The following is a 20,382-nucleotide window of genomic DNA, read 5'->3' as shown; positions in this document are numbered from 1 at the left end:
ATGGCCACGCGGGACGAGCTCTACGCGAAGTTCGGCGTCACCGCCGAAGCGGCGCAGCTCTTCGAAACCGCACTCGGCACGCTGATCCTCTGCGTGCGCGGGCTAGAGGAGGGCTGGCACGCCGAGCCTGACGGCGAGGCGGCGAGGCGGCTGTTGCTCGACATCGACCGCAAGACGCTTGGCGGGCTGCTGGCCAACTTGCGCGAATCCTTCCTGTTCGATGATGATCTCACCGACCTTTTCGCCACGGCGCTGAACTGCCGGAACCGCGTTAACCACGGCTTCTTCGAACGGCACAACTACGCGATCGCGACCGCGGAGGGCCGGGACGCGATGGTCGCGGACCTAGAGCAATCGCATCAGCGTCTGTTCGACGCGTGGCAGATGGCGAGCCGCATCACGACGGCTTTCAACGAGGCTTTCCTCGCGGCGCGCGAGCAGGCGACCGGCATCCGGATCCCCGAACCGACGGACCTGCCGAAGCGGCCGGTGATGCGAGGCGCTTGAAAGGGCGGCGAACTGGGACCTTCCGCTAGCGTAGGATCTGCTGGAGCAGGCTGTCGGGTTTCCTCCACCCGAACAGCGTCTTCTTGCCTTCGGTGTTGGCCTTCTCGGCCGCCTTCGCCATTCGTTCGCCGACCTCGCCGCCCATGAGCCTCAGGTCCGGGGTGACGCGCCGTGCGGTCTCCATCAGCTGCCGCCTATCGGCCGCCGCGATCGCGAGCTCGAGGTAGCGCCAGCGCTCGTGCGGATGGGTGGCCGCGACCGCATAGTCGAACCAGTGGTCGGAATGTCGCGACCTTGCATAGCGGGTGCGTCCCGCGCGGGCCGCATCCCCGAGGAAGCCGCGCTTCCAGTCGCGATCGAGCACGCCATCGGAATGCGGGTTGGCGGGGCGCATCGACGCCGCGGTTATTCCCAATGCCTGATCGGCCGGCGTGGCGGAGGCGAGCCGCCCGTCGATGTGGTCATCCAGCCATACACCAGCGCCCGCGGCCTCCGCCGCGAGCACCACGGTCTCGAGCTGGCCATCGTCGGACGCCTGCTCCAGCATTTTGCCTCTCAACGCGTCGATCTCTTCTGACGACACCGCGCTGAACAGCGACGTGAAACGTATCGGATGCTTGGCCGGGCCCATCGTCACCGTCACATGCGGGTCGATGCGCCAGAGATGGGCGAAGGTCCTCGCAGAGAGGTTGGCGTCGATCTCGGCGTAGTGTTGTGCGAGGGCTAAACCGACGTTCTGCAGATTGCGCAATGCACGGTCGTCGGTGGTCGCCAGGATGCCGCGAAGCCATCCGGCGTATCTGTCCGATTGCGATCGCGCGAGCGCGTCGAGCCCGATCGCGAACGGCCGGCGGGCGACAACGAGGGCACCGGCGCTCGCCAGGCTATCAAGGAAGCGCTCGAGCTGCTGGCCGAGGAGCCGGCGCCGGTTCGCGAAGCGTGCGCCTGTCGTGTCCGACATCGCCGCGTTCAGGCCCTCGAACGGGTCGTCGAACTGCTCTCCCCGATCCTCTAGGCTGATGCGCGCCGCAGTCTCCGGCTCATCGACCTCGAGTGTCAGGATCGCGTCGGTCGGCGGTGCGATGTCGATCTCGCCCGTGAGCATCTCGACGGTAGCTTCGATCGTGTCCGCCAGGCGGTCGAGTGCCGCGGGCATGCGCGACGCGACCCAATCCAGGTGCTCCACGGGAATGTCCTCGACGAGATCCACGCGGCCGCGTCGCGCGATCGCGACCGAGATCGCGGCGGAGACGGTCCCCGCCCGCCATGTGCGATCGACGTCGGCGGGACGCGGGAGCGCGAGCACGGCGTCGTCGATGTCGGGATCGTCGTGCGCTCTGGCGAACTCGGCCGCCGCCGCGACCACCTCGGTCTCGGCACTGCCAAGGCAGCGGATGACGAGATCCCGCAGGGCCGGCGTGACCTGCACGGCGCCGTCGGAGAGGAAGATCAGGGTCCGTTCGAGGATGTTGGGATCGCCGTCGATGACAGCGGCCAGCCGGTTCGCGGCGTCGTCGCCCGTCAGCGGCTTGGCCACGCGCGAGTATCGGAAATAGTACGGCGCGTCGCTGGGCAGCGACTGTAGGACGTCGAGCTGCGCGGCACCGTCTCGAGTGGGCAGAACGCTCTCGACCATAGTGCCCGTGATCCAGTCGGCGTCGTCCGCGGGTGCGAGCGACGGGTCGGCCCCGATTTCGGCGACACGCTGGTCGATCGCCTCGATGGTCTCGGCGTCGAGGATGGGGCTGAGCCAGGGCAGGTGCCACGCGAGTTGCCGCAGCGGGAGGCCCGTCCGGGTGGAGATGGTCCGAGCGACCCGGTCGAGGAATTCCCGCAGTGTCTCGAACTCGAAGCGGACGAGGCTCTCAATGGTCCGCTCGAGGTCGTGGTCCTCGACCGTGGTGCTCATGTGGTTCCAGATGATGGTGGGGTCCATCGCCGCGATGCGTGCGGCCACCTCCGCGACTCCGGGGGGCGGATCGGTAGCGGGGTCGAGCGCGTCGGGCTCGGGTCCGCCCATGATGGTCGGCGAGGGCCTCGGCGCGAGTCCCTCGGCCGTGTCCTCGTCGGCCTCGGTCCCCATCAGCCGCAGGGCGAACGCGACGGCCTGGCCTGCGAGTGCCGAGGAACCGGGCGCGACGAAGCGTGCGACCTCGTTCCGCGCCGCGGCCGCGAATTCGGCCGGATCGATCCGGTTGAGCCGGAGCACCCAAGCGAGCTCGTCGTAAGCTGAATTGTATGTGCCGCCGACCTTGTAGGCGAACGCGAACGCGACCAGGCCGGGTGCGAACGGCGTCTGCGCCCGGCCGGCCAGGTGCAGCGTCGCCGCCATCGCCAGGCCGCTCGGCCTCGCGAGTTCGGGGCAGTTCGCGGCAAACCAGGCCTGCTCGTCGGGCGTCAGCGACGCGAGGCGGGCATCGATCTGTTCGTTCCGTTCGGTCTGTCGGCGTTCGCGCTCCGGCCCATCGGCGCTCTCGGGAAGCGTCCGGGTCCAGCTACCGAGCCAGCGGACGACGCGCTGTTCCAGCGCTGCCCGCACGCTCTCCCGTTCGGCGGCGGCCTCGAGGATGAAGCGCAGGAAGCGTCCATCGTCACGGTCGGTGTCCCGCAATTCATAGGCGTCGAGGAACGGGCCGGGCCGTGCGGCGATGTGCGGCATCAGCTCGTCGAACGCATCCTCGACATGGTTCTGCAGCGAGATCCAGACGGCGACGAGCGCCGCGATCCCCGCGTCGGGGTAGCCGGCGTCCATCACGCTCACCGCGACGGCAGCGGTCAGGACGTCGGCGGCCGCGTCGAAGCCGCGGATCGGATCGATGATGGGCGCGATGGCCTGGTCGAGGTCGTCCCCGGCGTCGATGTGGCCCTTCAGCTCGTCGGAGATCAGGAGGCCGAGCGCGAACTGGAGGCTCTCGGGCCGGAACTGGTAGGTGCTGCTGGCACCGTCGAAAAAGCGCCCCTCCTCGATCTCGGTGAGGTCGTTCCTGATGTCACGGCCATCATCGCGGGCCGCCGCGCCCGAGCGGGAGCGCCACTCGTCGCGGTTGAAGGCGGCGCCTTGGCGTTCGCGGTATTCGCGCGCGTGGCGGACGAGCAAGTCGCGGAAGTCGGTGTCGTTGTGCGCGATCATGTCTTCGCGCTCCTCGAGCCGGTGGCGCCAGAACTCCATGAGCAGGCGCTCGACGCTCAGGTCCTGGATGCCGGTGAGGCGGGGCAGGATCGTCAACGCTAGCGCGCAGATCCTCGGATTGCGCATGAACGCGTTGAGGCGCGGGTTCAGATCGCCCGGATCGACGCCGTTCCTTCGCAGGACGTCGGCGAACTCGACGTCGTCATAGTCGTTCACCTGGACGCGGATCGTCGTAACGTAGCGTGGCAGGCGGTCGCGGACCTCCCGGCTCCAGTATTGCTCGCGGCAGGTGGCGACCAGGACGCCGCCCAGATCGCGGACGGCGGGCAGCAGGTCGCGCAGGATCGACGCCCAGGCCTTGCCGCTGGTCTCGTTGAGGCCGTCGACCACCAGCACGAACGCATCGCGGGACCGGCCGCCCTGCGACCATCGTTCGATCCGTCGCCGCCAGCGTGCGACCGCGGTGGCGTCGCGCGGTCCCGACTGGTGCGCCGCCAGCCGCGCGAGCATCTCGACCGGCTCGGTCCCGGGCGAGAGCTGCTCCGCGATCCGCCCGATGGACAGCAACAAGATCGGGCGCGGGTCTGCCGACAGCCACCAGTTCGTGACCGCCCAGGTCTTGCCGGAGCCCTCGCCGCCCGCGACCAGCACGAGCGTGTCGCCTGCCGCGTCGGTGCGCGCATGGTCGACCGCCTCGCCGATCGAGTGCCGCAGCGTCGGACGTTCGGCGGTGAGCGCCCGGTTCTCCAGCGGCACCAAGAACTGGGAGAACTGGCGCTGGGCGAGCCGCCGGCTTCCGAGCGTATCGTTCGCCCATGCTGTGTTGGCGTGGCGGCAGGCGTCCAACCCGAGCAGGCCGGGCGATAGCTTGTCGCGGATCTCGGCGAGGCTGGCGTCGAACCCCGGATCGGCTGCGATGTCGGCGAGGCCGGCGGCAAGGGCGGCGTGCTTCGACGGATCGAGATGCAGCTTTGCGAATGCCTCAACCCGTTCCCTCACCGCCGCGAGCAGGACGGCGAGCGGCGGCAGACCGGCCGCCGTCCAATCCAGTGTGAGAAGGCTGATGCCGCCCTTGTCGAGGATCTGCTCGAGCTGCCGTTCGGTCGTCTCACCGACCTCGACGGTAGCCGCGAGCACCCAGAGGTCCACGCCCTCTGCCAGCGCGAAGGCGGCGAGCGTCGACTTGCCGACGAGTTCCTGCAGCGGGACGGAGTTGGTGTAGCGCTTTGCCTCCATCGCGATCGCGAATCGGCTCGACGTCGTCGCGGCGTCCCGGCCGAACTGCAATCCCGACTTGGCGAGCCTGAACGTGAATCCCGTAAAGCCGACCAACGCGTCTGCGACCAAGCCTTCGAAGCCGGTTGGACCGGCCGCCGGTTCCCACGTGCGCAGCATTTCGTGGAGGACTTCGCGTGCGGTTGCGGGCGGGCTCAGGGATGTGGTCACGCTAATCTTTCGGGGCATCTCCCCGTTCTAGTGGGACCACGGAAGCCCGCAAGACGGACCGAATACGCTGATCGGTTGGCGTGAGTTCGACTTTTTCATCGGCCTCGACGAATGGCCGCTTTCGGGACCAACATTCGCGGTGACGAACGACTGGAATTAGGGCGCAAAGCCGACCGGCCCATTTGCGGTACCGGAAATGGCGGGTGTCAGCGAAAGCCGACGCTCGCATCACCGCCGCTGAATGTCTTAAGCTGGTCGGAAGCCGCCGCTTGCCAGCAGCGTTCAACAACGTCTGCTTTCTCCGGCCGAGCCTCCGATAGCAGACGGACTGCTTTCGGCCCGCCAGAGTCAGTGGTGGAGTCGCAAGAATGGGTCGAAAGCGGAAGGATCCCGTTCGAACGCCCGCTTCGACGGCCGTCCGAAACTGAACAGGCGGGATCCTGCCAATCCGCTTGTGGATGGAAGAGGCGATGGGCGATCGTCACGCGCTTGTCGAGCGGCTCCATGTCATGACCTCGTCGACATCAGCACGCTCAACAGGTTGGCGCGCCGATCGGCATGGAAGCCGGGCGCCGATCCACAGCCGTCGTTCCAGGCAAGGCCCGGGGCCGGATCGCCGCAAGTCGCCGGGCGGCCCGTCCCCGCGACCGAAAGAGCTGAGGGCGCTAGGCGCGCGGTCAGCCAAGCCGGGTGTCGGCGTCCCGCCGCGTTCGGTGCCGCAGCGCGTCGACCAGCACCGTAAACGCGGGCGTCGGCTGCCTCCGGCTCGGGTAGTAGAGGAAGTAGCCCGCGTAGGGCGGGGTCCACTCGTCCAGGACCTGCACGAGCTCTCCGCTCTCGAGTTGGCCGCTCACCCGGTCCATGGGCAGGTAGGCGAGGCCGACGCCGCCGAGCACCGCGGGCATCATCGGGGCGATGCTGTTGACGGTGAGCTGTCCCTCGACGCGCACGCGCAGCTCCCGCCCGTCCCGTTCGAACTCCCAGGCGTAGAGCCCGCCGTGGGTCGGCAGGCGAAGGTTGATGCAGCGGTGGCTAGTCAGGTCCTGCGGGGTCTCCGGCCTGCCGTTCCGTTCCAAGTACTCCGGCGACCCCACCACGACGGACCGCATGTCCGGACCGATCGGGACGGCGATCATGTCCTTGGCGACGACGTCGCCCAGTCGGATCCCGGCGTCGAACCGCTCCGACACGATGTCGGTCAGGCCGTAGTCCACCACCAGCTCGACCTCGATGTCGGGATGGGTGACGAGCAGGCGGCAGACGACGGGCATGAGGATCGTGTCGATCGGGTGTTCCGACGCCGTGAGGCGGACCTTGCCGGACGGCCTGTCCCGGAACTGGCTCAACGAGGACAGCTCCTCGTCGATCCGCTCCAGCATGGGCTCCAGCGTGTCGCGGAGGCGCTCGCCCGCCGGCGTCGGCGTCACGCTGCGCGTCGTCCGCGCCAGCAGGCGGACCCCGAGGCGTTCCTCCAGGCCGCGCATCGTGTGGCTGAGGGCCGAGGGCGTGACGCCCAGCTTGCCGGCCGCCTTCGTGAAGTTGCCCTCCCGCACGATCGCGATGAACGCCGCCAGGTCGTCGATGTTGGTCCGCGGCATTGATGAGTGATTCTCACAGCTCCATTCGGATAACGGCATGTAGTCGCAGGAATGGCTCCTGCCTAGGTTTGCCGTCAGTGGCCGTGTCGGATCGAGTTCTTCGTCCCGCATGGCAGTCCAAGCAACCATCGGTACCCGAATGTCTCCCGACACACCCCTTGCGTCCGACGGCGGTCCCGCCGTCGAGGCGCCGCGCTGGGGCGCGATCTTGGCGATCGCCATCAGCGTCGCCACCATCCTCACGGCCGAGTTCCTTCCGGTCAGCCTGCTGACGCCGATGGCGCAGGACCTCGGCGTCTCCGAGGGCATGGCCGGCCAGGCCATCTCCGTGACGGCCTTCGCCGCCATCTTCTCGAGCCTCTTCGTCACCACGGTAACCCGCGGCATCGACCGCCGCTTCGTGGTGATGGGCTTCTCCGTCCTCCTCATCGCCTCGAGCGCGATCGTCGCCCTCGCGAACGGCTACGCCACCATGCTCGTCGGCCGCGTCCTGCTCGGCTTCGCGCTGGGCGGCTTCTGGGCGATGGCCGCGTCCCTCGCCATGCGCCTCGTGCCGCCGGCCGACGTGCCCAAGGCGCTATCCATCGTGTTCGGCGGCGTTTCCGTCGCGATGGTGATCGCGGCCCCGCTCGGGTCGTTCCTCGGCGCCGTCGTCGGCTGGCGCGGCGTGTTCATGGCAGCCGCCGGTCTCGGGGTGGCATGCCTCGTCTGGCAGGCCGTCTCGATCCCGAGCCTGCCGTCCAACGGACGCGGCAACGTCGGCGCGGTGTTCGCCATCCTCCGCCGTCCGGGCGTGCCGATCGCGATGTCCGCAATCTTCACCGTGTTCGCCGGCCAGTTCGCTTTCTTCACCTACCTGCGTCCCTTCCTCGAGCAGGTGTCCGGCTTCGGCGTATCGCGCCTCTCTTCCGTCCTCCTCGTGTTCGGCATCGCCAACTTCGTCGGCACGTCGCTGTCCTCGGTAGCCCTGCGCGCGGGCCTTCGCGCGACGCTCTGCACCGCGCCGCTCGTGCTCGCGGTCTGCGCCTCCGCGCTCGTCGCCTTCGGCGAGATGCAGGCGGCCGTGGTCGGCACCATCGCCATCTGGGGCTTCCTCTTCGGCATGGTTCCGGTCGGCTGGTCGACTTGGGTCACGCGGCACCTCGGCGACGACGCCGAGAACGCGGGCGGTCTCCAGGTCGCCACCATCCAGGTCGCGAACACCGTCGGTGCGGCCCTCGGCGGACTGGTGGTCGACATGACCGGACCGCGTGGCCCCGTGCTGTTCGGCGGCGTGCTCCTTGCCATCACCGCCGCCCTCGTCGCGAAGGGCATACGCTCCCGCCCGGGTCGTCCGGAGACCGCACGGGCCGGTGACTTCGCCGCGGGCAGCCAGCAAGCCGGGAGCCTGTCATGAAGCCGCACGTCCTCTGCCACACCGCGTCCAGCATCGACGGCCGCGCGCTCCTGAGCCGCTGGCAACCCCGGGACTGCGTCGCCGACGGCCTGTTCGCCCAGGTTTACGGGGAACTCGGCGGAGAGGCCTGGATCGTCGGGCGCACCACGGGCGAGGAATACGCCAAGGGCCTGGCGTATCCCGACGCGACCGACCAGACCTTCCCGCGCGAATCCTGGTTCGCCCGCGGGGACGCCGCCTGCTGGGCGGTGATCCTCGACCCGCTCGGCAAGATCGCCTGGGGACGCCGGGAGATCGAGGGCGACCCGATCCTCGTCGTCCTCCGCGAGGACGTCTCCGACGCGCACCTCGCCGGGCTGCGTGCCGAGGGGGTCTCCTACCTGTTCGCGGGACGGAGCGAACTCGACCTCGGCCTCCTGCTCGAGAAGCTCGGCGACCTCGGCGTGCGCCTCGTGCGCGTCGAGGGGGGCGGCGTGACCAACGGCGCCTTCCTCCGCGCGGGCCTCGTCGACGAGATCAGCCTGCTCCTGTTCCCGGCGGTCGACGGCGCGAGCGGCGGCGCCAGCGTCTTCCATTCCGGCCCTTCCGAACCGGACGCGCGCGCCCCGCTGCGCTCGATCGAGCTGGTGAGCCACCGGCAGCTCCCGGGCGGGGCGATGTGGCTTCGCTACCGGGTCACGAACGGCCGCCCCTCCGACGAATCCTGAACGAACGAGAACCACGATGTCCCCCAACTTCGACTTTTCCAACCAGGTCGCCTTCGTGACCGGCGCCGCGGGCGGGCTGGGCCTCGCCACCGCGAGGGCCTTCGCCGAGGCCGGGGCGGCGGTCGCCCTCGCCGACGTGAGCGAGGACGCCGTTCGCGAGGCCGCCGACGGGCTCGCGCGCGCCGGGCACCGCGCCATCGGCATCCGATGCGACGTCGCGGACGAGGCGCAGGTCGCGGCCGCCGTCGACAGGACCGTCGCCGAGCTCGGCCGGCTCGACGCCGCCTACAACAACGCCGGCCTTCACGCGCCGAGCGTCGAAACGGCCGACGCCCTCGCCGAGGACTTCGACCGCGTCATCGCCATCAACCTGCGCGGCGTCTGGCTGTGCATGAAGCACCAGTTGCGTCACATGCGGGAGCGGGGCAGCGGGGCGATCGTGAACTGCTCCTCGCAGAGCGGGCTTGCGGGCATCGGGGGCCTCGGCGCCTACACCGCCTCCAAGCACGGCGTGATCGGCCTCACCAAGGCGGCCGCGCTGGAATACGCGCGGCGCGGCATCCGCATCAACGCGCTCTGCCCGGGCACGGCCGACACCCCGATGGTGGCCAAGGCGATGCGCGACCATCCCAAGGAGATGCAGGCCGTCATCGACGACATCCCCATGGGGCGCATGGGCTCGTCGGAGGAGATCGCCTCCGCCGTCCTGTGGCTGTGCAGCCCGGGAGCCGGCTTCATGATCGGCCAGGTCGTCGCCCCCGACGGCGGCTACCTCGCGCGCTGACCGCGGATCCGGAACCGACCGGGCATTCGCCGCCGGACGTCCGCCTCGCCTCGCATTCCATCGGAGCCTTCCATGAACCTGTCGTTCGAACGCAAGTCCGTTCTCGTCACCGGAGCTTCCCGCGGCATCGGGCTGGCTGTGGCCAACGCCTTCGCCGCCGCCGGCGCCCGGCTGATGCTCGCCGACCTCGAGGAAGGGTCCGTGCAGGCGGCCGCCTCCAAACTGCGCGCCGCGGGAGCGCAAGCGGAGGCGATGGCCTGCGACGTCTCCGACCGGGGACAGGTCCGTGCGCTGGTCGAACGGACCGTGGCGGCCTTCGGCAGGCTCGACGTCGCCGTGAACAACGCGGCGGTGATGAACGACCCCGCACCGCTGCTCGAGACGCCCGACGAGGACTACGAGCGCATCGTCGCCACCAACGTCGGAGGGCTGTGGAACTGCCTGAAGGCCGAGTTGGCCCAGATGACCGCACAGGGGGACGGCACGATCGTCAACCTGTCGTCGATCGGCGGTCTGTCGGCCGCGGTCGACCACGCGCCCTACGCGGGTTCCAAGCACGCGATCATCGGGATCACGCGGACGGCGGCGCTCGAGTACATCCAGCGCGGCATCCGCATCAACGCGGTCTGCCCCGGCATGATCGACACCGACATGAGCCAGAAGGGCGCCGCGGGCGACGCGGATGCGATCCGGGAGATGCTGCGGGACCAGCCCATCGGACGCCTCGGCCGGCCCGACGAGGTCGCCGCCGCCGTCCTCTGGGCCTCCCACGAAACCCCCAGCCTCATGGTCGGCCACGCCTTGGTGGTCGACGGCGGATACATGGCGAAGTGAGGCCGGGGGCCCCGGCGCGGCCCCGCACGCGACACGCCCTTCGGCTCCCCCTTGTGGTGGACGAACGGCCCTCACCACCAAGAAGGAAGAACCCATGACACGGTCACCCGAACTTACCCTCAACGGCGGCGTGCGGATGCCCCAGATCGGCCTCGGCGTGTACCTCAGCCCGCCCGAGGAGACCGGCGCCGCCGTCAGGAAGGCGATCGGAACGGGCTACAGGCTGATCGACACCGCCGCGGCCTACGGGAACGAGCAGCAGGTCGGCGAGGGCATCGCGCAAAGCGGGATCGCCCGGGACGAGCTCTTCGTCACCACCAAGCTCTGGATCTCCGACTACGGCTACGACCCGGCGCTCCGGGCGTTCGACGTCAGCATGGGCAAGCTCGGGCTCGAGACCCTGGATCTCTACCTCCTGCACTGGCCGACGCCGTCGAACTTCGACGCGACGGTCGCGGCCTACAAGGCCGCGGAGCGCCTTCTCGCCGACGGACGCGTTCGCGCGATCGGCGTCTGCAACTTCAACCCCGACCACCTCGATATGCTTGCGGAGCGGACGGAAGTGGTCCCGGCCGTCAACCAGGTCGAGCTGCACCCCCTGTTTCGTCAGTCCGAGGTGCGGGAGGCCAACGCCCGCCGCGGCATCGTCACGCAGGCGTGGTCCCCGATCGGCGGCGTCTACACCAACCATCCCTCCGATCCCGAGGCCGTGACGCGCCTTCTGGAGCATCCCGTCATCGTCGGCATCGGCGAGGTCCACGGACGGAAGCCCGCTCAGGTCGTGCTCCGGTGGCACCTCCAGCACGGCCACTCGGCCATCCCGAAGTCCGTGCACGCGGCGCGCATCGCCGAGAACTTCGACGTCTTCGGCTTCGAGCTGTCCGAGGCCGACATGGCCGCGATCGACGGCTTGGGAGACGGCGCGCGCGGAGGCCCGGATCCGGACGCCTTCGACCTCGACTTCCTGAAGCGCCGGGCGGAACGCGCCTGAGACCTCCCACACCCACCCTTCAACCCGACTGGAGCCAACGATGACGACACGACGACATTTCCTTGCCGCCACCGCGCTCGGCGCACTGGGGGCAGCCGCACTTCCTTCCGTCCTGGCCGCCCAGCCGGCGCCCGGCGCGGCCAGCCCCGCCGTTGGCAACCTGCCAATGAACGATCTCACGTCCGGCGGTCGCTGGCGGCCGCCGCACAGGCTGGGGCTGGGCGGCGTCCCGCTCGGCAACGGCTTCTCGAAGGTGGTCGCCGACGAGACGGCGGTCGACGTCATGAACGCCGCCTGGGACGCGGGCGTCCGTCTCTACGACACGTCGCCCTTCTATGGTCTCGGCCTCAGCGAGCGGCGCATGGGGCAGGTCTTGAGCGGCAAGCCGCGCGACGAGTTCGTCGTCTCGACGAAGATCGGCCGCGTCCTGCGCCCCGATCCGGCCGCCGGCATCCGAACCGTCGCGATCTGGGCCGACGCCCCGCCCTTCCAGCACGTCTTCGACTACACGGAGGACGGAGTCCGGCGTTCGATCGAGGACAGTCTCCAGCGGCTCGGGCTCGCCTCGCTCGACATCGTCTACGTCCACGACCTCGGGCCCAGCACCCCCGACTTCCCGAACAACGACTGGCGGGCACAGTTCGAGGTCGCACGCACGGGGGCGTTCCCGGCACTCGCCCGCATGCGGGACGAGGGGCTGATCAAGGCCTGGGGACTCGGGCTGAACGAGCCGGAGTCGATCCTCGCGGCTCTTGAGGTCGCCGATCCGGACATCATCCTCGCCGCCAGCCAGTACTCGCTCGCGAACCACTCCGCGGCCCTGGACGGCATCGTCCCGGCTCTCCAGGCCCGGGGCGCGTCGATCATGGTCGGCACGCCGCTGAACGGCGGGTTCCTCGCGGGCAAGGACCGTTGGAACGCCCGGACGCAGATCCCGCCCGAGATGGCGGAGAAGCGGAGCCGGATGCTGCGCGTCGCCGCGGACCACGGCGTCGACCTGAGGGTGGCCGCGCTCCAGTTCCTGAACGCCAACCCGACGATCTCGAGCTTCGTCCCCGGCGCGAGCGATCCCGACCAGGTGCGCCAGAACGCGGCCGCGTTCGCCGTGACGATTCCCGGGGCCTTTTGGGCCGAGCTGCGCGACGGGAGCCTCATCGACGCGCGGGCGCCGGTCCCGGCATGAGGCGATCGGGGCTTCGCGGCAGCGCGGCGAGGCCCCGAGATCCCGAAGGCACACGGTCGCCGACGGCCATTCCCGGTGGCGGGAGCGAGCCCCCGCGTGGCCATCGGCGGAGGTTCCCGGCAACGGGCCCGCCGGGCGGCAACCGCGCCGCCCCGGCACACCCACGGGCATGAACCCGAACCGCAACGCTTCAAGGAAGGTACCGTCCCATGAGAACCGTCGCCGCCGCCTTGCTCCTGCTGGCTCTTCCGTCCGCGGGCTCCGCGCAGACGATCGACCGCTCGGACACCATCGAGCCGCGTCCGGGGCCGACGGAGAACTTCACCGGCGAGGTCTCCGTCAAGCCGCTCTTCCCCGCGGGCGACCATTCCGGCACGAGTGGCGGACACGTGACGTTCCAAGCCGGCGCCCGCAGCGCCTGGCACTCGCATCCCGCCGGCCAGACGCTCATCGTGACCTCGGGCACCGGCTGGGTGCAGGAGGAAGGCGGCGAGAAGCACGAGATACGGGTCGGCGACGTCATCCGGACCAAGGCCGGGGTCAAGCACTGGCACGGTGCCACGGACGGCTCGGCGATGAGCCACGTCGCCGTCACGGAGAGCGTCGACGGCAGGAACGCCGTCTGGATGGAGCACGTCACCGACGAGCAGTACCTCGACTAGCGCTCGGTCCACCGGCGTGCCATCCGCGGGTGCGCAAACGGTTCCGAGCCAGCGCTGGAAAGGCCACGCGGGTCCGAAGGCGAATCCCGCTGCCGCGGAAACTGCTCGCGTTGCGCTGGCCGCAGCCGCGAGGCCGTCCGACAATCGTGCTGCGGCGAGAACTGCGAGGCACCTCGACAGCGGGTTCCTTCCCCGGTGAGATGCAGGATGGATCGATTCGAGACTCTCCGCGTGTTCGTCAGGGTGGTCGAGAGCGGCAGCTTCTCGAAGGCGGCACGCGATCTCGGCATCGGCCAACCAACGGTAAGCAAGACTGTCGCAGCTTTGGAGGCACGGCTTGGGGTGCAACTCCTCACCCGCACCTCCCGTATGCTCAAGATGACGCCCGCCGGACAGGACTACTTCGAGTCCGCGCGGCACGTTCTCGACGCTCTCGCGGCGGCAGAGGAGCGCGCGACAAGCGGCCAGGTCACGGCTTCCGGTCTCGTGCGCGTCGCATCATCGCCGGCGTTCGCGCGCATGTTCGTCGTTCCACGGCTCGCGGAGTTCCGGACCCGCAATCCCGGCGTGTCGATCGAGCTGGACGTTGCGGGCGGCCAAGTCGACTTGGTCGGCCGAGGGGTGGATGTCGCGATCCGCATCGGACGGCTCGCGGACTCTTCGCTCACGGCGCGGCGCATCGGCACCATGCGGATGATGACCGTCGCGTCCGCCGGCTACCTCCGCGAGCGCGGCGTCCCCGACGCGCCCGCCGACCTCTTCGGACACGACACGATAGGCTACGTCTTCCACGGCGAGACGATGGGCTGGGGCTTCAAGACGGCAGAGGGCGAGCTGACCGTCGATCCATCCGGCTTTTTCAGGACCAACGATGCCGAGCACCTGCGGGGCGCCGTGCTCGCCGGCCTCGGCATCGCGCACAGCGGAAGCTGGCTGTTCTCCGACGCGCTCGCCACAGGGGACGCGGTTCGGATCCTCGCCGAGTACGCGCCCGACCCGTTCCCGATCCACGCGGTGACGGCATCCGGGCGACGCATGCCGGCACGGGTCCGTCTCTTCGTCGACTTCCTGGCCGAGGTCTGCGCGTCCGTGGCGGAACTGCGCCCCTAGGACAGGGGTCCGGTAGGACCACACGTTCCGTCTGGCGGCCCCCGGGGCGCGCCCGAGGCGCGTGAACTTGCAGGGCCACCTTCCGCCGTTCCCGCTGCCACTCATTCATCCCTGGAATGGGAAGGATGCCGACGGGAAGCCTGCCGTCGGCGACAGCGAGCCGTTACCTGCCTTCCAACAGAAGCGACGCCGGCCTCCGGCCGAAGTTGGAAGAGGAAAAGCGCATGGCCATCAAACTCTACGGCGATCCGGGATCGGGTAGCCGCCGCAGGGTCACGACCGCAGCGGCTCTCATGGGGATCGAGCTCGAGTACGTGAACATGGATCTGTTCAAGGGCGACAGCCACACGCCCGAGTTTCTCAAGCTTAACCCGCACGGGCTTACGCCGGTGATGGTGGACGGCGACACGGTGCTTTACGAGGCGGCCGCGATCAACGTCTACCTGGCGGAGAAAGTGGGCTCCGACCTCCTCGGCACGACGGCGCGGGAGCGCTACGAGGTGCTCCAGTGGATGTTCTGGTCGGGCGAGCAGTGGCGGGTCTTCGCCACGACCCTCTTCAACGAGCGCATCGTGAAGAGCGTCATGGGCGAAGCCGAGGATCCGAGCATCGTGGGACTCGTCGAGCGCAACGTGCGGGCAGCCGCCGCCGTGCTGGACACGCATCTGGCCGACCGCAGCTTCATCGTCGGCGACCGACTGACCCTTGCCGACATCGACGTCGCGGCACCCTTCTCGCAGTCCCACCGCACGAGGATCCCCTTCCACGAGTTCCCGCATCTCGTCGCGTGGCAGCAGCGCCTTCTCGACACGGTGCCGGTCTGGGCGGAGACCAAGCGCGAGATCGACGAGCGCATCGACCGCGTACTGGCCGAAGCAGGTCGCGGGCGCTGACGGCATGGAACGGGCGGCGGTCCCGCCGCGCGCCATACACGACACGGGTGCCGCGGCGCGGGATGTCGCGCCGTAGCCCAAGCGTCCCGCGCCCGAGGGTCAGCGGTCCAGGAGCTTCATTCCCTGCTCGCCGTAACGCTCGCCTTGGATCGGCATCCGCTCCAGGATGTCCGCGATCGTCCGCTCCTCGTCATCGCTGAGCACGACGGGGACCGATCCGACGTTCTCCTCCAGGCGGTGGAGCTTGGTGGTGCCGGGGATCGGCACGATCCACGGCTTTCGTCCGAGGAGCCACGCCAACGCGACCTGCGCGGGCGTGATGCCCTTCCTTTCGGCGATCTCCCCGATGGCCGCGACGAGCTTCTGGTTGTTCGCGCGCGCCTCGCCCTGGAACCTCGGCAGGACGTTGCGGATGTCGCCTTCGCCGAACGTCGTGGAGGCGTCGATCTTGCCCGTGAGGAATCCCTTGCCGAGCGGGCTGAACGGCACGAAGCCGATGCCGAGTTCCTCGAGCGCCGGCAGGATCTCCGCCTCGGGGTCGCGCGTGAACAGCGAGTACTCGCTCTGGACGGCGGCGACGGGCTGCACCGCGTGCGCGCGGCGGACGGTGCGGGCGCCGGGCTCGGACAGGCCGAAGTGGGCGACCTTGCCCTCGGCGACGAGGTCCTTCACCGCCCCGGCCACGTCCTCGATCGGGACGGCGGGGTCGACACGATGCTGGTAGAACAGGTCGATGCGATCGGTCCGCAGCCGCTTCAGGGACTGTTCGGCGACCTGCCGGATCCGCTCGGGACGGCTGTCGAGCTCGCCCTTCCTCGGGTTGCCGTCCTTCCAGCCGAACTTGGTGGCGATGACGACCCCGTCCCGGAACGGGGCCACGGCCTCTCCCAGCCATTCCTCGTTGTCCGCGCCGTAGGCTTCCGCGGTGTCGAAGAACGTCACGCCTAGGTCGTGGGCGGAGCGAATGAGCGCGACCGCGTCAGCCTTGGCCATGGACGGGCCGTACCCGAACGACAAGCCCATGCAGCCGAAGCCGAGCGCGGAGACCTGCGGACCGTTTGTCCCGAGCGTGCGGGTTTCCATGGCGAATTCCTTTCTGGTGGTCGAGGGGCAACGGCGGACCGGACGCGCATCTGCACGGGAGCCTTGCGGCTCGTCCGATCCGGCACCCCCTGGGTTCACGCCGTTGCGGGAAGGCCCGTCAGCAGCTTGTCGAGGGTGATCGGGTAGTGCCGGACCCGCACCCCGATCGCGTTGTGGATCGCGTTCGCCACCGCCGCACCGACGCCGCAGAGGCCGAGCTCGCCCACGCCTTTCGCCTTCATCGGCGAGGAGCGCGGATCCATCTCGTCGAGGAAGACGACATCCTGGTGCGGGATGTCGGCATGGACGGGCACCTCGTAGCCGGCGAGGTCGTGGTTGACGAAGAAGCCGTGTCGCGTGTCGACCGCGAGTTCCTCCATCAGCGCGCCGCCAACGCCCATGGTCATGGCACCAATCACTTGGCTGCGGGCCGTGACCGGGTTGAGGATCCTGCCGGCCGCGCAGACGGACAGCATCCGCCGCACCCGCACTTCCGCCGTCGCCATGTCGACGCCGACCTCGACGAAATGGGCGCCGAAGGTCGACTGCTGCTCGGCGTCGATGAAGTCCTTGTCGAACTCGATCCTGTCCTCGGCGACGAGCTCGACGTCGGCGGCCGCGTCGGCGAGCTGGACCGCACGGTTGCCGGAGCGGACCTCGCCCCCGGTGAACTCGACGTCGTCCGCCGAGTTGAAGCCGAGCTTGGCGGCGACCGCCTCGCGCAGCTTGACGCAAGCGGCGTAGACGCCGGCCGTCGAGGAGTTGGCGCCGAACTGGCCGCCGGACCCGGCCGAGACCGGGAAGTCGGAGTCGCCGAGGACCACCTGCATCCGGCTGAGCGGCAACCCCATCATCTCCGCGGCCGTCTGGGCGATGATCGTGTAGGAGCCCGTGCCGATGTCGGTCATGTCGGTCTCGACCGTCACCACGCCATCCCGCCCGAGCCGGACGCGCGCACCCGAGGGAAGGACAAGGTTGTTGCGGAAGGCCGCGGCGACGCCCATGCCGACCAGCCACTGGCCGTCCCGCACCTGGCCGGGTTCGGCGCCCCGGGCGCTCCAGCCGAAGCGGTCGGCTCCCTGGCGGAGGCACTCGACGAGCTGGCGCTGGGAGAAGCGGCGCTCCGGCTTCATCGGGTCGACCTGCGTGTCGTTGACGACGCGGAACTCCACCGGGTCCATGCCGAGCTTCTCGGCCATCTCGTCCATGGCGATCTCGAGGGCCATGAGCCCCGGCGCCTCGCCGGGCGCGCGCATGGCGTTGCCCTCCGGAAGGTCGGTCTCGGCAAGGCGCATGGCCGCCAGTCGGTGTTCGCCCGCGTACAGGAGCTTCGTCTGCGCGACGGCCGTCTCGGGATCGCCGCCGGGAAGGTTGCCCGACGTGCTCTCGTGGGCGATGGCCGCGATCTTCCCGTCGCGGCCGGCGCCGATCCGGATGCGCTGGATGGTGGCGGGACGGTGCGTCGTGTTGTTCGCGATCAGGGGCCGGGCCAGCGCGACCTTCACCGGCCGGCCTGCCTCCCGGGCTCCGAGTGCGGCGAGGAGCGCGTCGGTGCGAAGGAATAGCTTCCCGCCGAAGCCTCCGCCGACGAAGGGCGAGACGAGCCGGACCTTCTCCTTCGGGATCTCCAGCGTCGCCGCGAGGTCGCTGCGACCCCAGTCGATCATCTGGTTGGACGTCCAGACCGTCAGCTCGTCCCCGTCCCACCGGGCGACGGAGGCGTGCGGCTCCATGGCGGAATGGCTTTGGTCCGGTGTCGTGTAGGTCTCGTCAAGCTGCACGGGCGCGTCGGCGAAGGCGCGCTCGAACTCGCCGAGGCGCTCCTCGGGCGGGGATGCGCTGCCCTCGTCGCTGTTGCCGCCGACGAGCGGGGCCCCCGACGCGAGGGCGGCGAGGTCGAACCTGCCGTCCGTCCGTTCGTAGTCGACCCGCACCATGGCGGCGGCGGCGCGCGCCTGCTCGAACGTCTCAGCGACCACGAGCGCGACCGCCTGGTGGTAGTGCTCGACCTCGGGGCCCGCCAGGAGGCGAGCGACGTTCAGGCGTCCCTTTCCGAGCTTGCCCGCGTTCTCGTGGGTCACGATCGCCAGCACGCCCGGCGCGCGGCGGGCTTCCGAGGAATCGATGCGGGCAATCCGACCCTTCGCGACGGCGCTGCCGACGACGTAGCCATACGCGGTGTCCGGCCCGAGGTCGTTGTGCTCGTAGGCGTAACGGGCAGTGCCCGTGACCTTGAAGCGGCCGTCGATGCGTTCGTGCGGCTGGCCCACCACCTGCATGCGGTCGATGGGGTTGGTAGCTGCGGGGCTGTCGAACTTCATGGCCTCATCTCCCCGCTTCGGCCAGGACCGCGGCGAGCGTGCGCTCGGTCAGCGGGACTTTGAAGGCGTTGTGTTCGGTCGGCCGGGCATCGGCGAAGAGGCGTTGGGCTGCCACCCGGGCGCCCTGCGCCAGAGCCGCGTCGGCCTCCGCAACGCGCCACGGCTTGTGCGCGACGCCGCCGACGGCGACGCGCCCGGAGCCGTCCGGCTGCACCACCGCCGCCACCGAAACGAGCGCGAAGGCGTAGGACGCGCGGTCGCGGACCTTGCGGTAGATCTGCCGGCCGCCGACCGGCGCAGGGAGCGTTACGGCCGTGATGAATTCGCCGGGCTCCAGCGCGGTCTCGACCTCGGGCGTGTCGCCCGGAAGACGGTGGAAGTCGGCGATCGGGATCGCGCGCGTCTCGCCGTCCGGCTTCACCGTCTCGACGGTGGCGTCGAGCACCCGGAGGGCAACGTTCATGTCCGACGGATTGGTGGCGATGCATGCGTCGCTCACCCCGACGACGCCGAGCTGGCGAGAGTAGCCTTCCAGGGCCGAGCAGCCCGAACCGGGCTGGCGTTTGTTGCAGGCCATGTTGGTGTCGTAGAAGTAGGGGCAGCGCGTGCGCTGGAGGAGGTTGCCGGCGGTGGTCGCCTTGTTCCGGAGCTGGCCGGACGCGCCTGCCACGACCGCCCGAGTCAGCACGCCGTAGTCGCGGCGTACGCGTTCGTCGGCGGCCATGTCCGTGTTGCGAACCAGCGCCCCGATCCTCAGGCCGCCGTCGTCGGTCGCCCCGATCGTGTCGAGGCCGAGCCCGTTCACGTCGATGAGGTGCCGCGGCGTCTCGATCTCGAGCTTCATGAGGTCGAGGAGGTTGGTGCCGCCCGCGATGAACTTCGCGTCCGGGTTGGCGGCGGCGGCCTGTGCGGCGGCCTGCGGGCTCGTCGCCCGCTCGAAGGTGAAGGATCTCATGCGGGCCTCCCGGCGACCTCGGCCATGGCTTCGGCGATGTTGGAATAGGCCCCGCAGCGGCAGATGTTGCCGCTCATGCGTTCGCGGAGCTCGACGTTGGATGCCTCGGGCGCCGTGGCAAGATCGGCGGTCACGTGGCTCGGGATGCCCGCCTTCACCTCGTCGAGGACAGCGACCGCCGACACGATCTGGCCCGGCGTGCAGTAGCCGCACTGGTAGCCGTCGTGGCGAACGAACGCGTCCTGCATCGGGTGCAGGTCGTCCGGCGTGCCCAGGCCCTCGATCGTCGTCACCTCGTCGCCCTGGTGCAGGACGGCGAGCGTCAGGCAGGAGTTGATGCGCCGGCCGTTCACCATCACCGTGCAGGCGCCGCACTGGCCGTGGTCGCAACCCTTCTTCGTGCCCGTCAGGTCCAGGTGCTCGCGCAGCGCGTCGAGCAGCGTCGTGCGCAGGTCGAGCTCGAGTTCGCGCGCGGTGCCGTTCACGGTGAGGGACACCGTGGACAAGACGGGCGTGTCGGCGGCACCCGCCGAGGCGGCCTGCGCCATGGCGGCGGCCGGCAAGACGGTGGCGGCCGCACAGGCGGAGGCGCTGGCCATCAGCTCGCGGCGGTTCATCGTGAATTCCGGAAATCTCGTCATGGCGATCCCATTCCGCAGGTCTTTTGGGGACGTCGGCGGCGCGCCGGGCGTCGCCGCTCGCGCGGAGGGCGCGGCGGCGGGCGCCGAGGCCCGAGCCAACCGCCCGTCCGATCCTGTTTACAACTAGTCCAAACCGCGGAA

Annotated in this window: 17 protein-coding genes; 10 read left to right on the top strand and 7 right to left on the bottom strand. The window is 69.7% G+C overall.

Annotation, left to right across the window (positions count from 1 at the left end):
* On the top strand, positions 1–507 hold the full coding sequence (locus IEY14_RS10835) for a hypothetical protein (RefSeq protein WP_188908335.1): 507 nt from the start codon (positions 1–3) through the stop codon (positions 505–507).
* A gap of 25 nt (positions 508–532) precedes the next feature.
* Here IEY14_RS10835 and IEY14_RS10830 read toward each other — a convergent pair whose 3' ends face one another.
* The 3 genes from IEY14_RS10830 to IEY14_RS10820 form a co-directional block, all read right to left on the bottom strand.
* Entirely contained in the window at positions 533–5,083 is a 4,551-nt protein-coding gene (locus IEY14_RS10830) for a hypothetical protein (RefSeq protein WP_188908334.1), read from the bottom strand.
* 206 nt (positions 5,084–5,289) lie between these two features.
* Positions 5,290–5,589, bottom strand: a complete 300-nt coding sequence (locus IEY14_RS10825; RefSeq protein ID WP_188908333.1) for a hypothetical protein — start codon at positions 5,587–5,589, stop codon at positions 5,290–5,292.
* Between the two features lie 171 nt (positions 5,590–5,760).
* Complete coding sequence (locus tag IEY14_RS10820) at positions 5,761–6,681, bottom strand: LysR family transcriptional regulator (protein WP_188908332.1); 921 nt, start codon at positions 6,679–6,681, stop codon at positions 5,761–5,763.
* A gap of 208 nt (positions 6,682–6,889) precedes the next feature.
* On the opposite strand from IEY14_RS10820, the gene IEY14_RS10815 reads away from it, so the two are divergent.
* The 9 genes from IEY14_RS10815 (at position 6,890) to IEY14_RS10775 (ending at position 15,241) form a co-directional block, all read left to right on the top strand.
* Entirely contained in the window at positions 6,890–8,077 is a 1,188-nt protein-coding gene (locus IEY14_RS10815; protein WP_210318352.1) for an MFS transporter, read from the top strand.
* A complete protein-coding gene (locus tag IEY14_RS10810; RefSeq protein WP_188908330.1) occupies positions 8,074–8,784 on the top strand; it encodes a dihydrofolate reductase family protein in 711 nt (236 codons plus the stop codon). Before IEY14_RS10815 ends, IEY14_RS10810 begins: the two co-directional genes overlap by 4 nt.
* 16 nt (positions 8,785–8,800) lie before the next feature.
* Positions 8,801–9,568 (top strand): SDR family NAD(P)-dependent oxidoreductase, encoded by a 768-nt coding sequence (locus tag IEY14_RS10805; protein ID WP_188908328.1) that lies wholly within the window; start codon positions 8,801–8,803, stop codon positions 9,566–9,568.
* 72 nt (positions 9,569–9,640) lie between these two features.
* Positions 9,641–10,402, top strand: coding sequence for an SDR family NAD(P)-dependent oxidoreductase (locus IEY14_RS10800; RefSeq protein ID WP_188908326.1), 762 nt, complete (start codon positions 9,641–9,643; stop codon positions 10,400–10,402).
* A 94-nt stretch (positions 10,403–10,496) separates the two neighbouring features.
* Positions 10,497–11,393: an aldo/keto reductase gene (locus tag IEY14_RS10795; RefSeq protein ID WP_188908324.1), complete on the top strand. Its 897-nt coding sequence runs from the start codon at positions 10,497–10,499 to the stop codon at positions 11,391–11,393.
* Between the two features lie 40 nt (positions 11,394–11,433).
* The gene (locus tag IEY14_RS10790) at positions 11,434–12,576 is read left to right on the top strand and encodes an aldo/keto reductase (RefSeq protein WP_188908322.1); all 1,143 of its coding nucleotides are present in this window, start codon (positions 11,434–11,436) and stop codon (positions 12,574–12,576) included.
* 209 nt (positions 12,577–12,785) lie between these two features.
* Positions 12,786–13,238, top strand: a complete 453-nt coding sequence (locus tag IEY14_RS10785; protein ID WP_188908320.1) for a (R)-mandelonitrile lyase — start codon at positions 12,786–12,788, stop codon at positions 13,236–13,238.
* 207 nt (positions 13,239–13,445) lie between these two features.
* Positions 13,446–14,348: a LysR family transcriptional regulator gene (locus IEY14_RS10780; protein ID WP_188908318.1), complete on the top strand. Its 903-nt coding sequence runs from the start codon at positions 13,446–13,448 to the stop codon at positions 14,346–14,348.
* 224 nt (positions 14,349–14,572) lie between these two features.
* The gene (locus IEY14_RS10775; RefSeq protein WP_188908315.1) at positions 14,573–15,241 is read left to right on the top strand and encodes a glutathione S-transferase family protein; all 669 of its coding nucleotides are present in this window, start codon (positions 14,573–14,575) and stop codon (positions 15,239–15,241) included.
* Between the two features lie 99 nt (positions 15,242–15,340).
* Here IEY14_RS10775 and IEY14_RS10770 read toward each other — a convergent pair whose 3' ends face one another.
* The 4 genes from IEY14_RS10770 to paoA form a co-directional block, all read right to left on the bottom strand.
* Positions 15,341–16,324 (bottom strand): aldo/keto reductase, encoded by a 984-nt coding sequence (locus tag IEY14_RS10770; protein WP_188908313.1) that lies wholly within the window; start codon positions 16,322–16,324, stop codon positions 15,341–15,343.
* A gap of 95 nt (positions 16,325–16,419) precedes the next feature.
* Positions 16,420–18,645 carry an aldehyde oxidoreductase molybdenum-binding subunit PaoC gene (gene paoC / locus IEY14_RS10765; RefSeq protein ID WP_188908312.1) on the bottom strand — a complete coding sequence of 742 codons (2,226 nt, stop codon included), beginning with the start codon at positions 18,643–18,645 and terminating at the stop codon, positions 16,420–16,422.
* A gap of 4 nt (positions 18,646–18,649) precedes the next feature.
* Positions 18,650–19,600: an FAD binding domain-containing protein gene (locus IEY14_RS10760; protein ID WP_188908310.1), complete on the bottom strand. Its 951-nt coding sequence runs from the start codon at positions 19,598–19,600 to the stop codon at positions 18,650–18,652.
* Positions 19,597–20,241 carry an aldehyde dehydrogenase iron-sulfur subunit PaoA gene (paoA, locus tag IEY14_RS10755; protein ID WP_188908308.1) on the bottom strand — a complete coding sequence of 215 codons (645 nt, stop codon included), beginning with the start codon at positions 20,239–20,241 and terminating at the stop codon, positions 19,597–19,599. The genes IEY14_RS10760 and paoA overlap by 4 nt, the downstream gene beginning before the upstream one ends.
* Between the last annotated feature and the right edge of the window lie 141 nt (positions 20,242–20,382).

Origin of the sequence: Aureimonas endophytica (assembly GCF_014642635.1) — a bacterium.
GTDB lineage: Bacteria > Pseudomonadota > Alphaproteobacteria > Rhizobiales > Rhizobiaceae > Plantimonas > Plantimonas endophytica.
This window is presented reverse-complemented; position numbering and strand designations above follow the sequence as displayed.

Excerpts from the sequence above, each read along its gene's own strand:
- IEY14_RS10775 (WP_188908315.1), top strand. The coding sequence starts at position 14,573 with ATGGCCATCAAACTCTACGGCGATCCGGGATCGGGTAGCCGCCGCAGG.
- IEY14_RS10810 (WP_188908330.1), top strand. The coding sequence starts at position 8,074 with ATGAAGCCGCACGTCCTCTGCCACACCGCGTCCAGCATCGACGGCCGC.
- IEY14_RS10820 (WP_188908332.1), bottom strand. The coding sequence starts at position 6,681 with ATGCCGCGGACCAACATCGACGACCTGGCGGCGTTCATCGCGATCGTG.
- IEY14_RS10835 (WP_188908335.1), top strand. The coding sequence starts at position 1 with ATGGCCACGCGGGACGAGCTCTACGCGAAGTTCGGCGTCACCGCCGAA.
- IEY14_RS10785 (WP_188908320.1), top strand. The coding sequence starts at position 12,786 with ATGAGAACCGTCGCCGCCGCCTTGCTCCTGCTGGCTCTTCCGTCCGCG.
- IEY14_RS10790 (WP_188908322.1), top strand. The coding sequence starts at position 11,434 with ATGACGACACGACGACATTTCCTTGCCGCCACCGCGCTCGGCGCACTG.
- paoC (WP_188908312.1), bottom strand. The coding sequence starts at position 18,645 with ATGAAGTTCGACAGCCCCGCAGCTACCAACCCCATCGACCGCATGCAG.
- IEY14_RS10770 (WP_188908313.1), bottom strand. The coding sequence starts at position 16,324 with ATGGAAACCCGCACGCTCGGGACAAACGGTCCGCAGGTCTCCGCGCTC.
- IEY14_RS10800 (WP_188908326.1), top strand. The coding sequence starts at position 9,641 with ATGAACCTGTCGTTCGAACGCAAGTCCGTTCTCGTCACCGGAGCTTCC.
- paoA (WP_188908308.1), bottom strand. The coding sequence starts at position 20,241 with ATGACGAGATTTCCGGAATTCACGATGAACCGCCGCGAGCTGATGGCC.
- IEY14_RS10795 (WP_188908324.1), top strand. The coding sequence starts at position 10,497 with ATGACACGGTCACCCGAACTTACCCTCAACGGCGGCGTGCGGATGCCC.
- IEY14_RS10780 (WP_188908318.1), top strand. The coding sequence starts at position 13,446 with ATGGATCGATTCGAGACTCTCCGCGTGTTCGTCAGGGTGGTCGAGAGC.
- IEY14_RS10825 (WP_188908333.1), bottom strand. The coding sequence starts at position 5,589 with ATGGAGCCGCTCGACAAGCGCGTGACGATCGCCCATCGCCTCTTCCAT.
- IEY14_RS10760 (WP_188908310.1), bottom strand. The coding sequence starts at position 19,600 with ATGAGATCCTTCACCTTCGAGCGGGCGACGAGCCCGCAGGCCGCCGCA.
- IEY14_RS10805 (WP_188908328.1), top strand. The coding sequence starts at position 8,801 with ATGTCCCCCAACTTCGACTTTTCCAACCAGGTCGCCTTCGTGACCGGC.